Origin of the sequence: Cytobacillus solani, assembly GCF_001420595.1 — a bacterium.
GTDB lineage: Bacteria > Bacillota > Bacilli > Bacillales > Cytobacillaceae > Cytobacillus > Cytobacillus solani.
Map to the genome: position 1 here is coordinate 3,099,827 of NZ_LJIX01000006.1, position 15,203 is coordinate 3,115,029.

12 protein-coding genes are annotated in these 15,203 nt (G+C 38.6%); all 12 read right to left on the bottom strand.

Going from position 1 to position 15,203, the window contains the following annotated elements:
• Nucleotides 1-71: 71 nt before the first annotated feature.
• The gene (locus tag AN957_RS17360; RefSeq protein ID WP_053476699.1) at nt 72-845 is read right to left on the bottom strand and encodes a TerC family protein; all 774 of its coding nucleotides are present in this window, start codon (nt 843-845) and stop codon (nt 72-74) included.
• Between the two features lie 84 nt (nt 846-929).
• Nucleotides 930-1,511 carry a TerD family protein gene (locus AN957_RS17365; protein WP_053476700.1) on the bottom strand — a complete coding sequence of 194 codons (582 nt, stop codon included), beginning with the start codon at nt 1,509-1,511 and terminating at the stop codon, nt 930-932.
• An 89-nt stretch (nt 1,512-1,600) separates the two neighbouring features.
• Nucleotides 1,601-2,206 carry a YpjP family protein gene (locus tag AN957_RS17370; RefSeq protein ID WP_056685337.1) on the bottom strand — a complete coding sequence of 202 codons (606 nt, stop codon included), beginning with the start codon at nt 2,204-2,206 and terminating at the stop codon, nt 1,601-1,603.
• A 429-nt stretch (nt 2,207-2,635) separates the two neighbouring features.
• Nucleotides 2,636-3,409, bottom strand: coding sequence for a class I SAM-dependent methyltransferase (locus tag AN957_RS17375; protein WP_056685341.1), 774 nt, complete (start codon nt 3,407-3,409; stop codon nt 2,636-2,638).
• Nucleotides 3,410-3,485: 76 nt separating this feature from the next.
• Nucleotides 3,486-3,920, bottom strand: coding sequence for a BrxA/BrxB family bacilliredoxin (locus tag AN957_RS17380; RefSeq protein WP_056685344.1), 435 nt, complete (start codon nt 3,918-3,920; stop codon nt 3,486-3,488).
• Nucleotides 3,921-3,995: 75 nt separating this feature from the next.
• A complete protein-coding gene (gene ilvD / locus AN957_RS17385) occupies nt 3,996-5,708 on the bottom strand; it encodes a dihydroxy-acid dehydratase (RefSeq protein WP_056685348.1) in 1,713 nt (570 codons plus the stop codon).
• 342 nt (nt 5,709-6,050) lie between these two features.
• Nucleotides 6,051-7,178 carry a conserved virulence factor C family protein gene (locus tag AN957_RS17390; protein WP_056685352.1) on the bottom strand — a complete coding sequence of 376 codons (1,128 nt, stop codon included), beginning with the start codon at nt 7,176-7,178 and terminating at the stop codon, nt 6,051-6,053.
• A gap of 129 nt (nt 7,179-7,307) precedes the next feature.
• On the bottom strand, nt 7,308-9,188 hold the full coding sequence (locus AN957_RS17395) for an ABC-F family ATP-binding cassette domain-containing protein (RefSeq protein WP_056685355.1): 1,881 nt from the start codon (nt 9,186-9,188) through the stop codon (nt 7,308-7,310).
• Nucleotides 9,185-9,844: an HD domain-containing protein gene (locus AN957_RS17400; RefSeq protein ID WP_172797652.1), complete on the bottom strand. Its 660-nt coding sequence runs from the start codon at nt 9,842-9,844 to the stop codon at nt 9,185-9,187. Before AN957_RS17400 ends, AN957_RS17395 begins: the two co-directional genes overlap by 4 nt.
• 301 nt (nt 9,845-10,145) lie before the next feature.
• On the bottom strand, nt 10,146-10,994 hold the full coding sequence (locus AN957_RS17405; protein WP_053476708.1) for a DegV family protein: 849 nt from the start codon (nt 10,992-10,994) through the stop codon (nt 10,146-10,148).
• 97 nt (nt 10,995-11,091) lie between these two features.
• On the bottom strand, nt 11,092-11,946 hold the full coding sequence (locus tag AN957_RS17410; RefSeq protein WP_056685358.1) for an amidohydrolase family protein: 855 nt from the start codon (nt 11,944-11,946) through the stop codon (nt 11,092-11,094).
• A gap of 10 nt (nt 11,947-11,956) precedes the next feature.
• Nucleotides 11,957-15,022: a GNAT family N-acetyltransferase gene (locus tag AN957_RS17415; RefSeq protein ID WP_056685360.1), complete on the bottom strand. Its 3,066-nt coding sequence runs from the start codon at nt 15,020-15,022 to the stop codon at nt 11,957-11,959.
• Nucleotides 15,023-15,203 lie beyond the last annotated feature (181 nt).

A 15,203-nucleotide genomic window follows, 5' to 3' on the forward strand; every position in this document is an offset into this window, starting at 1 on the left:
CCTTAAAAAGGTAAAAAGAAAGGGAGCGGACAATTGTCTGTTCCCTTTTGGTTTATTGATTATGCAATTAATTATTCTCCACTAGTTGCTTCTTTCTTTTTATTCATGAAGTGGATAATGAATGTAGCTGCAAATACAACTAGTAATAGGATGAAGAAATAAATATGTTCAATATGAATGCCGAAAACACCCAATAGCATTTTGGCAGAAATGATCAAGATGAGAATATATGCAGAGGTTTCCAGTTCAGGCACTGCATCAATTAATTTCAAGAATACGCCTGCAACTCCTCGCATCATCAATACACCAAGCATTCCTCCGAGCAACAAGACCCATACTTCCTGGCTAATCCCGAAGGCAGCAAGAACACTATCAACGGAAAAGGCAATATCCATTATTTCAACAGCTGCAACGGTTCCCCAAAATGTTCCAAATAGTCGAATGAGGATGCCGCCTTTATTTATTCCTTGAGCTTCTTCTTCATCTTCACTATCTGCTTCTTTTTTCTTATCAATGAAATATTTAATTGCTAGCCATGCAAGATATCCTGCTCCTAATACTTTTACCCACCAAAGTTCGATTAAGAATACACCGATCCCAATCGCAATAAAACGGAAAATATAAGCACCTAGCAATCCATAAAACAATGCTTTTTTTCGCTGTTTTTCTGGTAAATGCTTAACCATAACCGCAAGAACGAGTGCATTATCCGCTGATAAAAGCCCTTCCATGATAACCAGTGTTCCAATTAATCCCCAGCTGACTGGATTTGTTAAAACCTCTACCCACATTCCCCAATCAAAAAACTGGGCATAGGTATTTAATATACCTTCTAAAATCGCCATTCTTGTATGTTCCTCCTGATTATATATCTATAATTTTGATTTAAAAAGACCCAGTTAATCCGAATCTTTTCAAAAATTTTCTACTTAGCCAATTTGCAGTCCAAAATCTTTCGCAAGTGCTGCCAAACCACCTTGATAGCCGCTTCCAATTGCGCTAAATTTCCATTCTGCATTATGACGGTATAATTCACCAACTACAATAGCTGTTTCAATCGAGAAATCTTCACCTAAATCATAACGAATCAATTCTTCACCAGAATCTTCACTCATAATTCGGACATATGAATTTGAAACTTGACCAAAGTTTTGATTTCGGGCTTCCCCGTCATGGATAGTAATTGTAAATGTAATACGCTGAATATTGGCTGGAACATTAGCTAAGTCTACTTTTACTTGCTCATCATCCCCATCTCCTGCTCCAGTGCGATTATCCCCTGTATGTACAACAGAACCATTTCCGCCATTCGCATTATTATAAAATACGAAGTCACTATCAGAAGTTACTTTTCCATTATCTCCTAAAAGGAAAACGGATGAATCTAGATCGAAATCATTTCCGCCATCATATTTGTTAACATCCCAACCAACACCTACTACCACCTTTGTTAGTCCTGGATTTGTTTTTGTTAAATCTACTTTTTGTCCTTTTGATAAGCTAACTGCCATTTTTTTACCTCCATTTAATAGAATACTTTTTAATACGATAGGTTTTCAAAAAGGTTTCAAAAAAAATATAAAAAATCCCTTGCCAAAATTTAACTCATCCATTTTGGCGGGGTGTTTTTATCCCAATAAATTGTTCCTAGCTCATGGTGTGCCTGAAATTGATCATGGTAAGTATGGTAATGAAAATTAAACCAATAGCCCTGCTGAGGCGGCTGATCTCTTCTAACATGAAAACGGATAATGTCTTCATCTGTTGTTTCATTTTTTATATGGAAAATTTTCTCGGATTGACCGCCGCCAGGACGTTCAGTCACCGCTAAAAAAGCCAATTCTTCCTCTGGATACTGCTCAGCCACGTTTTGAATTGCTTTTTCGATATTTGGCAGAACGACTTCAGAAAATTCATTTTCAATTACAGGTTTTATTTTTGGTCCAAACTTAGCATATGACTGATTTTCAGCCTCATGTATCATTTTCCTGATAAATTCTTCTTTATTAATATGCCCAATTTCTTCGGAAGTAGAAGACTGGATATTGGCTGAACGGCCTTCCTCATTTGTAGGTTCAATAATATCCCTTTTCGGGTTCTTATCTGTACTAGAATTATCATAAAATATAGCATGTGAAGGGGTAACTAGTCCAAAGGTTAAGATAGTTACCATGACGACGAACGATTTACGAAGCCAATTTGGCATGATTTTAGTCTCCCTTCTAATCTTTAACCATCTATATGTAATCAATCGATCTTTAAATCCCCAAATACTCTTATACTATTATTATACTTTGTTCTTCAGAAAAATGGAAAAATAGGCTTTATTTTTTCGCAAAAAAAATAAAATCTATGAATAGTTACTTATATTTTGGGAATAGTAAGGGAAAAAGACCATATAACTAAATTGAATATTAGAAAGACTTGGCATTCGCCAAGCATTCCGGCGAATGCCTTAGTCTTATGCGTTCAGAATTTATGGTCATAAATTCTGATTAGCCAAAGGAAAGGAGAATCTTTATATGGACTGGACTGTATTCATTGTTATTATTTCATTTATCTTGCTAGGTTACTTTGTTTATTTAGCTATTGCAGAATAAGCGGAACGGAATAGAGACCATTCTCTATTCCGTTTTTATTTTTCGATGACTCCAAAATGGAATTTTGCTGTTTTTCTCTTATGTACATGAAAGTTAAATCTTTCAAACCGCGGACTTCGAAAATGATCCTTTAGAACAACGCACTCCTTCGCTACTCTCTTAGCTTCCTCTATCACTTGTTCAGTCATTTCCTCGTAAATAGCAAAATGACTTAATGCTTTAATGCCATCAGATTCCAGAATATGCTCCTCAAACATTGGATCAAAATATACGCAGTCATAGGATTGATCAGGAATACTTTTTAGGAATGGCAAGGTCATATTATTTTTTACCTGTATTCTTTTCATCGCCTGATCCATTTCCTGAATCCCAGAGACCCATGATTGCAGCCCATTTTTCACAATGTAACCTAAATACGGATTTCCTTCGATACCGGTCACTTTTCCTTCTCTTCCAATGATAAAGCTCGCAACAATGCTATCAGAGGCAAGACCTAATGTGCAATCGAGAAGCGTTTTGCCTGCATGAAGCCTCGCTGCATCCACAAACGGATCATGCTCCCCCTTCATTAATCGCTTCACTCTAAACATGGCGGAATTAGGGTGGAAAAAGAATGGTTCCAATTCATCGATTGGATAGAGTTCTAACCTCTCTTTCCCTACAACTATGCAATCCTCTTTTTCCACTTGCTGAATCATTTGGACCGAACGCTTCTTCCTTTCAACAAAGCGGCCATCTAAATCTTGAGCCACTTTGATCGCTTGCCTCGTCATTTCTTCATTTGTCCTGCCTGCTGTCGTAATAATCATTGTAATGATGTCACCTTTTCCTTCGAGTTACGAAAAAACAAAAGGACGTCATTAGACATCCTTTTGTTTTTTCACTTTAATTATTCGCTTCAAATGCAGCAAGCAAGTTTTCCATAATTGCTTCCATCGGATGATCTTCAATATCATAACGATGGATAAAATGGACAACTTCTTTTCCTTTTAATAAAGCCATAGACGGAGAAGATGGCTCATATCCAGCAAAGTACTCTCGCATTTTCGCTGTTGCTTCTTTATCTTGTCCTGCAAATACAGTTACTAAATGATCTGGTTTCTTTTCAGTTCTTAGTACAGCCTGCGTTGCTGCTGGACGTGCAAGTCCTGCCGCACAACCGCATACAGAGTTAACAACAACAAGCGTTGTCCCCTCAGTCTTTTCCATAAATGCTTCTACTTTCTCTGCAGATAGTAATTCATTAAACCCAGCATTTACAAGCTCTTGTCTCATCGGTTGAACCATTTGCTTCATATATTCCTCATATGCCATAGACATGTTCAATCAGCCTCCATTACAACATTTGTATTGTAAGCATACTATAATCTATGGTTATTTTGCAAAAGGAAGTGTTTAAACTTTCTGGTTGACTTTCTCTTCTGCCTCTTCAAAGTAATCTGTCACCGCACCTCTAGATGCACAAGAGACAAGCCTAGTGTATTTTGCCAATGTTCCTCTAGATAGTAAAGGAGGTGCAGTCCAGTTTTCCTTCCTTCTAGCAAATTCTTCGCCTGTTAAATTTACAGATAATTCCTGGGTTTCGCTATCAATCGTAATCAAGTCACCATTCTCAATTAATGCAATTGAGCCGCCAACTTGTGCTTCTGGCGCAATATGACCAATAACGAATCCGTGCGAACCGCCTGAGAAACGGCCATCCGTTAATAAGGCTACACTTTCTCCTAAGCCCTTTCCTACTAAAATACCCGAAATCGATAACATTTCTGGCATACCTGGTCCGCCCTTTGGCCCTTCATAGCGGATAACAAGAACATCTCCTGCCTGAATGTCACCGTTCATAACTGCAACTGTGGCTGACTCTTCGTCATCAAATACTTTTGCAGGTCCAGTCATACGGGTGACCTTTAATCCCGAAACTTTAGCAACTGCCCCAGAAGGTGCAAGATTCCCCTTAAGAACAACTAGCGGTCCATTTTCTCTTAACGGCTGTTGAAGCGGGTAGATAACCTTTTGACCTTCCTTTAAGTCTGCTGCTTTTGCAAGGTTTTCAGCTAAAGTCTTGCCTGTAACCGTCAAGCAATCCCCATGAAGCAAGCCTTCTCTTAATAGCAGCTTCATTACTGCTTGTACTCCGCCGACCTCGAAGAGATCCTGCATCACATATTTGCCGCTCGGCTTTAGGTCAGCAATATGGGGAACCGTTTTCTGCAATCGATTGAAATCATCTAAAGACAAATCAACTTCTGCCGCATGGGCAATGGCCATTAAATGCAAGATCGCATTGGTTGAGCCTCCAAGTGCCATCACGACTGTTATTGCGTTTTCAAACGCCTTTTTCGTTAAAATATCACGCGGGCGAATATTGTTTTCTAGCAGTTTGTATACTGCCTTGCCAGCTTCTACGCAATCATTGCGCTTTTCGGCTGTTTCGGCTGGATTCGAAGAACTTCCTGGCAAGCTTAGTCCAAGTGCTTCAATCGCACTTGCCATCGTGTTTGCAGTATACATTCCACCACAGGAACCCGACCCTGGACAAGCATGGCATTCGATTTTTGTTAACTCTTCCTTGTCAATAGCACCTCCATTGAATTGACCAACCCCCTCAAAGACGGAAACAATGTCAATGTCTTTGTCATGCAGCTTCCCTGGTTTGATCGTGCCGCCATAGACGAAAATAGAAGGCAAATTCATTCGGGCGATAGCCATCATACAGCCTGGCATGTTTTTATCACAGCCTCCAATTGCCACAAATCCATCCAAAGATTCACCGCCTACAACGGTTTCGATAGAATCGGCAATTAAATCACGGCTTGGAAGCGAATACCTCATTCCTTCTGTCCCCATGGAAATTCCGTCAGAAACAGTAATTGTATTAAAAATTAACGGAGCACCCCCAGCTTCTCTTGCCCCATTCTTTGCTTGAACAGCTAGTTCATCAATATGTATATTACATGGTGTCACTTCACTCCAAGTACTTGCAATCCCGATCATTGGTTTTTGAAAATCCTCATCTGTAAATCCTACCGCTCGGAGCATCGCCCGGTTAGGTGCCCTTCTTTCATCATCACTAATTACATGACTGCGAATTCTTAAATCCTTCGACATCGATGATTCCCCCCAAAAATAATTTCTTTCCAATATAGACCTTTTTCAATAGAATTGCAACAATTTTCCCAAAATTAATTTTATTCCACAAACAGAAAGACGCCATGCTGCAAAGAGCGATGGCGTCTTGAAATTATAAAAATATCTTGTCTATCGTAAACAAACTAAAATTCAGATTTTGTAATGATATTTGGTTTTTCGCAAACAAAACATAGCTTTGCAAAAATAATTGGTTTTTCGCAATTAAAAATCTGGATTTGCAAATATATTTAGTTTTTTGCAATTAAAAATCTGGATTTGCAAATAAAGTTATTTTTCCACAAATATATCTTATTTTTACTATTATTTCTTTCTAGATTCCGTCATTTGCTTCCAAACAGAGCCCTTTGCTTCTTCCCCTTGCTCAATTCTTTCAATCGCAAGCTTAATTTGCATGCTTACCTCAAATTCAGGATCATTTTCTGCTGCTTTTAATGCAGGAATGGCTTCTTCATCCCCTACTTCGTAGAGGAACATCGCTGCCCGCCAGCGCACGAGCTTGCTCGTATCCTTCAATGCTTCTATCATAGCAGGCATTGCTTTTTTAAAGCCAAGATCTGATAGGCAATCACCAGCTGTTCTTCTCACTGTGACCGTTTTATCCTTTAAAGCTTTATATAGGAGCGGAAGAACGTTTTGATCTTCAATCATACCTAAATAAACCGTTGCCAGTCTTCGGATTGAAGCTTTTTCATCTTGTAATGCTTTTTCTAAAACAGGTAAATCCTCTAGCTCTGGATCATTCATTTGTTCTAGTTTTTGATAGCGTTCCCGCCAATCCGGATGATCTAAATCCCCTAATGTAAGTTTCAGCAGCTGCCGGCTATGCTTCTCATGCACATTGTCTGGATTTATTGCCTGATCAACAAGCATTTGTAATCTGCTTTCAGGATAGGCTGCAATTAATTCTTCAACTACATCATGGCCAATCTGTTCGAAGTCGCCATAACGGACTCCAACCTCTACCCATTTTCGAACTAAAACTACATTATCTCCTTCAAGCTGTGCTGCTGCCAATGCATTCATAAACGCTTCAGGCAATCCGAATCTCCGTTCCTCTGTCCCGTCAGTTAGCTTTACTTGCATAGGAATATCTTTATACTTTTGGACAAACGCTTTTATTTCACCAAAGTGTTCATTCATCGCAGATTGGTTTTCAGTATCTGTCTCCGCGTCTTCGCCAAAAGCACTTCTTACCTGCGGCAGAAGATCTTTCCAATCATATTTTGCATTTCTTTCAACAGCTAAGAAGTCAGCTACATGGTAAACACCCTTTACGCCTTCAATTTCAAGAATATCTTGAATGACTTTAGGTGCACCTTCACGATGATCTTTTTTATAATTATTGCTTTTCCCCATTGGAAGCTCTTCATTCAGAATAACCTTCATCGTATTTGGACTTGGTGTTGGCTCAATTGCATTTATTTTCACAGTTTTTCACCCTTTGCAATATTGTCACAGTAATAACTAAAATCATTTTAACATAATAGATGTTACGAATCATAAGATGAGCTTCATGTACAAAAGCAGCCTGCCCATATAGGGCAGGCTGCTGTAAATTCATTGTTCGGCAATCTCTGAAAGATAGCTCCATCTCTCAATCAACTGTTCCAGTTTTTCATTTAGAGTGGCTTCTTCCTCCATTAATGAGCTTGCTTTTTCGAAATCACTGCCTGTATTGTTCATTTCTACAGCAATTTCCTCTAAACGAGCTTCTGTATTCGCTATATTATCCTCGATTCCTTCCCATTCACGCTGTTCGTTATAGCTTAGCTTTTTCTTCTTTGGTTTTTCCTGTTCTTTGAGAACAGGAGCCGCGGTCTTTACTTGCACAACAGGTTTTTCATTTTCTTTTTCAAGATATTCGCTATAATTGCCAAAGAAAGTGTCAATCCGTCCCTCTCCTTGCAAGACAAGAAGCTGATCAGCCACCTTATCCAAGAAATAGCGATCATGGGATACAGTAATAACTACTCCGGGGAAATCTTCAAGATAATCCTCAAGCACCGTTAATGTTTGTGTATCCAAATTATTTGTTGGTTCATCCAGTAGAAGAACGTTCGGTTCTGTCATTAAGATTTTCAATAAATACAGACGGCGCTTCTCCCCGCCTGAAAGTTTGCGGATCGGGGTTCCATGTGTAAAGGTGGGAAAAAGAAAGCGCTCAAGCATTTGAGCTGCGGAAATGGTTTTCCCATCTGAGGTTTCTACAACTTGTGCCGTTTCCTTCAAATACTCAATCATTCGCTTATTCTCGTCCATATCTTCGCTTTCTTGTGTGTAGTAAGCGATTTTCACTGTTTGTCCGATGATTCGTTCACCAGAATCTAATGGGATTTTTCCAGCAAGGATATTGAGAAGAGTCGATTTTCCTGTTCCATTCTTTCCGATAATTCCAATTCGATCTCCAGGCTTCACAAGAAGGTCAAATGAATGTAAGATGGTTTGATCCGCATATTTCTTTGACGCATCCTTTAATTCAAACACTTGCTTCCCAAGCCGGCTTCCGTTTAAAGACATATCAAGCTTTTCTGTTTGTTTCACAGACGCAAGCTGATCATCTAATTGATCAAAACGCTGGATTCGTGCTTTTTGTTTTGTTGTTCTCGCTTTCGCTCCTCTACGAATCCATTCTAACTCTCTTCGATAAAGATTTTTTCTTTTTTCTATCGTGGCGGCTTCGTTTTCTTCACGAATGGCTTTCGCTTCAAGAAAGGCACCGTAGTTTCCTTTATAGCTATATAAGTTCCCGCCATCCAGTTCAAACATTCGATTGGTTACACGGTCAAGGAAATAGCGGTCATGGGTAACGAGTAAGAGAGCACCTTGATATCGTCCTAAGTATTCTTCAAGCCATTTAACCGACTCATAATCAAGATGGTTTGTCGGCTCATCAAGAATCAGCAAATCAGGTGACTGAATAAGTGCTTGGGCGAGGGTAACCCTTTTCTTTTGTCCACCGGAAAGCTCCCCGATTTTTTTATCAAAACTTTCAATACCAAGTTTCGTTAAAATTGATTTTGCATTCGTACTTGCATCCCAAGCGTTCAAGGCATCCATTTTCTTTTGCTGCTCAAAAAGCTTCTCTTGAATCGCTTGATTATCAGGAGTCTTATTTAACTCAAGAAGTGTCTCTTCATATTCTCGAAGCAAGACAAGTACTGGTGCATCACCTGCAAACACCTGTGCCAGAACAGAAAGTTCAGGATTTAAATCCGGCTGCTGGGCTGAGTAGGAAATTGTATAATCCTTCGGAGAGCTGATTTCACCAGAGTCTGGAAGATCCACACCTGCAACTATTTTTAATAAGGAAGACTTACCTGTTCCATTTACACCGATAAGTCCAATCCTGTCCTTTTCAGAAATCGTAAAGGAAATATCGTTAAAAAGCTCTTTTTCCCCATATGTTTTTGTTACATGTTCAACTGAAAGCATTTTCATATCTGACCATTCCATTCACTGTAAAATTGCTCAAGGAATTGTTCCATAAATTGATGCCGTTTCGAAGCCAATTCTCGTGCTGTATCCGTATTAAGCAGATCTTTTAGCTTTAATAGCTTCTCATAAAAGTGATGGATCGTTGATGATTTTCCAGTGCGGTATTCCTTCTCTGTCATTTCTTCTCTAACTTTAATCGTTGGATCGTAAAGAAGATGACCTTTTTTTCCACCGTAAGCGAAGGTCCGTCCAATCCCAATCGCTCCAATTGCATCCAATCGGTCTGCATCCTGAACAATTTCAGCTTCCACACTCATTAATTCTGTTTTTCTTCCACCTTTAAAGGAGATGGAATGTATAATTTCAACAATTTTCTCTTGAGTCGTTTTTTCTAGTGTTAATAATTCGAGGAAATCCGTTAGTTTCTTTTCCCCAGCCTCTTTCGATTCGTTCAACTTTTCATCAGGAATATCATGCAGCAATGCAGCCATTTCAATAATAAAACGGTCGCCCTTGTTTTCTTTTTCCGCTATATATAAGGCATTTTTTCTTACGCGTTCAATATGATACCAATCATGTCCGGTACTGTCATCACTAAGCACATCTCTCACAAAGCTTTCCGTTCTCACAATCATATCTTCTTTCACTAAAAGCACCATCCTTTTTCATTCCAGATTTATTTTACCATGAAGAGGAGGATAGGAAGAAAAATAAGCAAAAGAAAAAGTGCTTTATTCAGCACTTTAATTTATAAGATAAGGGTTGGAACTGCATTATTCCAATATATAGGAATAAAGGGCTCTATAATATTTTTATAATACTCGATTTTACATTAAACGGTAAAATTGAGCTCCAAAACACTTTTTGAACCCTTATATCCCAAAATATAGAAAATTACAGCTCATATACTAATTTACGTTACCTATTTTTACATAATAAGGTAAAAATGAACCTCAAAAATTAATCCAATCCATTAAACCAATTGATCCCCAATGTATTTTCTCCAGCATGCACGCCGATTGCGGCACCGATTGGATAGTGTCCGAATTCGATCTCAGGAAATTCCTTAATGAGTTCTTCTTTCCAATTCAGTGCCTCCTCCTCATGTAATCCATATAAAATGTATGCTTCTTTTAAAGGCTTCTTTTCATGAGCAATACGGAGCAGCTGAATTATTTTATCCTTCGCCTTTCGTTCACTTCTAGCTTTTTCTTTCACATGCAAAGTACCACCCTCAATGGAGATGATCGGCTTTACATTGAGCATACTTCCAAGGAAAAATTGCACACCCGACATTCTGCCGCTTCTATGCAGCTGTTCTAAGCTTCCTATCAATACGTACGTTTCACTTGTATCACTTAACTCTTCTAATTTACGTTTGATCTCATCTGGTTCAAAACCTGAATTTGCCAGTTCCACACCTTTTTTCAAAATTCTTGTTAGGGGATAAGTTAATATTTTCGAATCAATGGTTAAAACCGGGATATCAACCAGCTGTGCAGCTTGCTCGCTTGAAGAAACGGTACCGCTTAATTTACTAGAAAGCAACACGGCAATAACAAGCTCGTATTTCTCTTTCAAACGCTCATATAATTCCTGAAATGCCCCAATCGAGGGCTGCGATGTTTTCGGAGGAGTTTTTAACGTTTTCAATTTTTCATAGAGCTCGGTTGGTGTAATATCTACCCCTTCTGTATACTCCTTTTCATCAAGTAAAATCGTAATTGGAATGGGATACACATGAGGGTGGTTGATCAATTCCTCATCAATGAAAGCTGTACTATCTATAACCCATGCGATTTTTGTCAAAATCTCTACCCCTTTTCTGTTTCATTTATTATGTAGGAATCGCGGTTTAAAATATCTGGAGACTGACGAAAAAATGCCAGTCTCCAGCATATATTGCTTATGTTAAAAACGGCTTAATCTTTGGGAATACCTTTAATGCTGTATTGTAGAAAACATCCTCATGATATTGTTCAGGAATTAATGCTTTAATAAATTCAATATATGGGCCAATAGGTGCCAGCGGCCAATCAGTACCGAATAAGAGCTTATCATATGAATCAGAAAAGACAAGTGCGTGCCGTAAATGATCCAAAAATCTGCTTTCACTATGTTTTTTCAATTCCTTTTCCGTTCCGACGATTAAACCCGAAAGGTCTGCATACACATTGGAGTTTTTATATATGAGCTCAGCGCCTGTAAGTGTCCACGGATCACCAAAATGAGCCATCATAAAATTTACTTTGCGATGCTTCACTGCCACCTCATCAATCGTTAATGGATGTGCATATTTTAACAGGCCTCTCTCCGAATACGTATCCCCTGTATGGAACACAACAGGCAGCTGATATTGTTGTGCTAATGCATAAACAGGTTCATACACTTGATCATACGCATAGAAAGGGTAATAGCCTAAATATATTTTAATCCCAACAGCCCGCGGATGTTGAATTTCAAGCTCTAGCTTTTCCAGAGTCTGTTCATTTAAATCATAGGGATTTATCCCAGGACAATAGACCATTTTTTCAGGAATTGCCTCAGCCAGGTCAATCCCCATCGGTGTTGTTACATCATAATCTGGAAATCCCATTCCATTCGTTTCTGTAACCCCCATCGCTATACTTAAAGCGACATTTGCCTCGCTGTATTCTTTTACAAATCCCTCAAAAGAATAGTCGACAAAAGAAAGCTCTTTAGCTGTTTGGTGAAAGGATTGGATGTTCGAGAAATGGACGTGTGCATCAATAATCTTCATATTGTCTCCTTTAAAATACGATCCGCCGAAGATTCTCGAGGATTGCTTTCGAAATCTCTCTTTGATCAAATAAAATAAACCCCGGTTTTGTTGTTTCCTTTATTTCCTGGAGAAGGATCACTTCAAACGCATCTTTATTCATATATCCTTCAAAGATATCATTTTCTTCTCCTTCAATATGATAAAGTTTTTCTTTTCTGATCTCTGAGGAGATGTAGCTTACATTTTTCAAATTTAATCCCTGTTCTTCCATTCCTGCATTTATTTTATTGTCATTGAAATTGGAAATGACATTAAGATCTTTTAAAGATTCTCCTACTAAGTAAATGTCCGTTTCCAACGTCTCTGAAAGCAATGATTTGCCGCCAGAATCAACGACCTTTACAAAATAGGCGAGAACTGGCACACCAGGAAGAAGTGCAAAATACTGTGTATAGTGAAGCCCCTTCCAAATTGGATGATTCACTATTTTCGTGTGCAAGGCGATGCTTCTCCACTGATTTCCATGCTTATCTTCAATATCCATAAACTCAGCAGTTGTGCACTCTTTCATTAATGAAAATGTATTTAGCTGTGCAGGGGATGTTTTCATTCCACCTGCCCAAGGATTCCACCATCCCTTTGCAACTTTCTCAGGAAAGGAAGTATCAAACCATTCATTCTCATTATAGACGAGTGAATATAAACCTGGGTAAAATTCCGGTGCCGCTTTGATTCGAATGATGCCATTATCTAAAATATAGGAAGTGATCCCTTGTTCTGCTTCATTAAAGGCTTCCACTTTACCTCTTGGAACAACCATTAATTGATTTAAGTTTGTCGTTGTACTATCACTTTGCATACTTCCCATTACTAATGAGATAGGCTGTGCATCAATAACTGGGATAGAAGCTTGATAATTTGTTCTCTCATCTTCTGATGAAATTTGATCAGATAGCTTCGGTTCACCATTTAAAAACAGCTCAATAGATCCGCTAATAAAGCTCGTACGGGAGGTCTGCAACTCTAAGGATAGATGATCTTTGTAAACGACTGGATTATTACTCTCTAATTTTAATGATTTTTCGTTAATAGATTGGGTAGGCACCACATTCGACACTTTATTTGCAAATGCCTTTTGCTCCTGCCATGTCCGAAACGCACCAATAGATAAATAACATGGTTCTAGTCGTTTACATTCTTTTGGCTGAATGGCCCCAAGTTCATATTCTAAGTAAAATTGCCAGCCTTCAAAATTTGCCTTACATTCTGCTGGCCAGCAAAAGCCAGTTGGTTCTCCATGATCCACTGTAAAATACCAATTCTCTGTTAAATGCTGAGAGTGAATATCTCCAAAATCGACAGCTTTTATTTCCGAAAACTCAATTATTTCTTTTTCAAGCGGGAAATACGCATGACTTTTTTCATGATACAGTGATTGATTCAAGTATAGTTGTTGTATAGTTTCGTTGCTTTCATTCTCAACCTCAGCCCACTTCTTCACGATTCCATCCCCATAGAGGGCTGTATAAAGAGTAAGGGTGACTCCTGCAAATTCAGTAGAGTGAAAAACCATTTTAAAAATCATCGCTGTGTCATTGAAATACCACTCCACTGTTACCGGCTTTTGCTTAGAAAATTCCGTTGAATAGGGCTTACCGAGCTTTGGCACAAAAAATGCAAAAGGATGATTCATTTGTTGATTTCTTCCAGCCGTTATTAAAAAATCCCGTTTTCGTATATTCACTTGGTAACTGCCATTATATATATGCCAAAAATCTTTCGTTTCCCCGCCAAATTTTTCACCAAAGCCTTTCAGAGCTATTCCAACTAAGTTATTTTCAAAGGTATACTCTGAACCATTCTCATTTTGTGCTGTGATCGTAATATGTGGCTGGTAATAACCAAATTTCTTCACAACAAATGGAATCACAACTAGTTTTCTCTCATTCTTTTTTAAAGAAACAGAGAAAGTGTTCCTTTCTAACTCGACATGTTCATCCGAAGAAAAAACTAGTTCAAAAACAGCCTCTTCCTTTACACTGTTTTCTACCTCTAGTTCTATCCCTTTTTTTTCGCCTAGGAAGCTCAAGTTCCCATCAATTTTTGCGGTTAATTTCGCTGGCTGTTTTGGTTTCACTCCAAGCCTCAATTCACATTCTTCTCCATTAATGGACACATTTACAGAGAAAAACGGGTGTGTTTTCCACTCACTTGGTTCTTCCCCTTTTTTAAAAATCACTTGATCTGAGAGTATCGCTCGCTTTGCTACTAATAATTCATCCTTAAAAGCAGATACAGTACGCTCATGATCGTTTCCGTCTACTTTTAACATGGCTGGTTTAGCCGTTTTATTTACAAATAGCAGTTCAACTTTTTGTGGCATCTCTTCAATTACTTCATGGTCAGCCATTTTTAGCTCGAGCAGATAATCATCCGTTTCAATCAAGCTAATGCCTCTTCCGCTTCGTTCAAATCTTACACGTGCACTCGTCTGTTGATCTTTCCACTCATATTCGTAGAAGGTAAAGCCATTTTCCTTCAATCCGTCCGGTTTAACTTCTATTTCTCTTATACTTGCATCATACCAATCTACTTTTGCGAAAACTGACTTTAATAGGGGTGTATTGATGACCGCAGGAATAAAATTCATCAAGTGGGTTGTGTCATCCCGATCCTCCCAAAAAAATCCACATTTCTTATACAGAGGTACAGCCTTTACATTGCCCGGCCATGTGTATAGATCAACCCTTGGACAGCCAAGCTCAATTGTTTTTTCAACTGCTTTCATAACAAGCATTTTACCGATCTTCTTGCCATGATAATCAGGTCTAACATTTAGCAAAGGGATGTATAAGGAGCCAACATCCTCCTTATATTCTGACAAGCTGCAATAGCCTACAACCTCTCCCCCATCTATAGCTAAATATAGAGCAATATTCCCCGCATTCGCTTCCTTCGTTTTGACCGATTCTTCCGTATAAACCCTTGTATCCCCACCCCAGCTGTCACGGCTAAGGTTCCACATTTTCGCAATTGCCTGTGCATGTTCTTCTCGGTATTCCGTGATTATGATTGTATTCGTCATTTGGCTCATCCTTTTGTTCCTCCCTAACTAGGTTACTTCATTCCTTTTTCTATCGATTCCTTCACCTTTTGCCTCTATCTTACTCATTACCTTCTCCTCCTTTAATTTATTTGAATGTTTTCCACATTCTTCTATATCGTAAAAGCTGCTCGTTGTAATGTAAAGATAATTTTGAATCTTCTACCTCCAT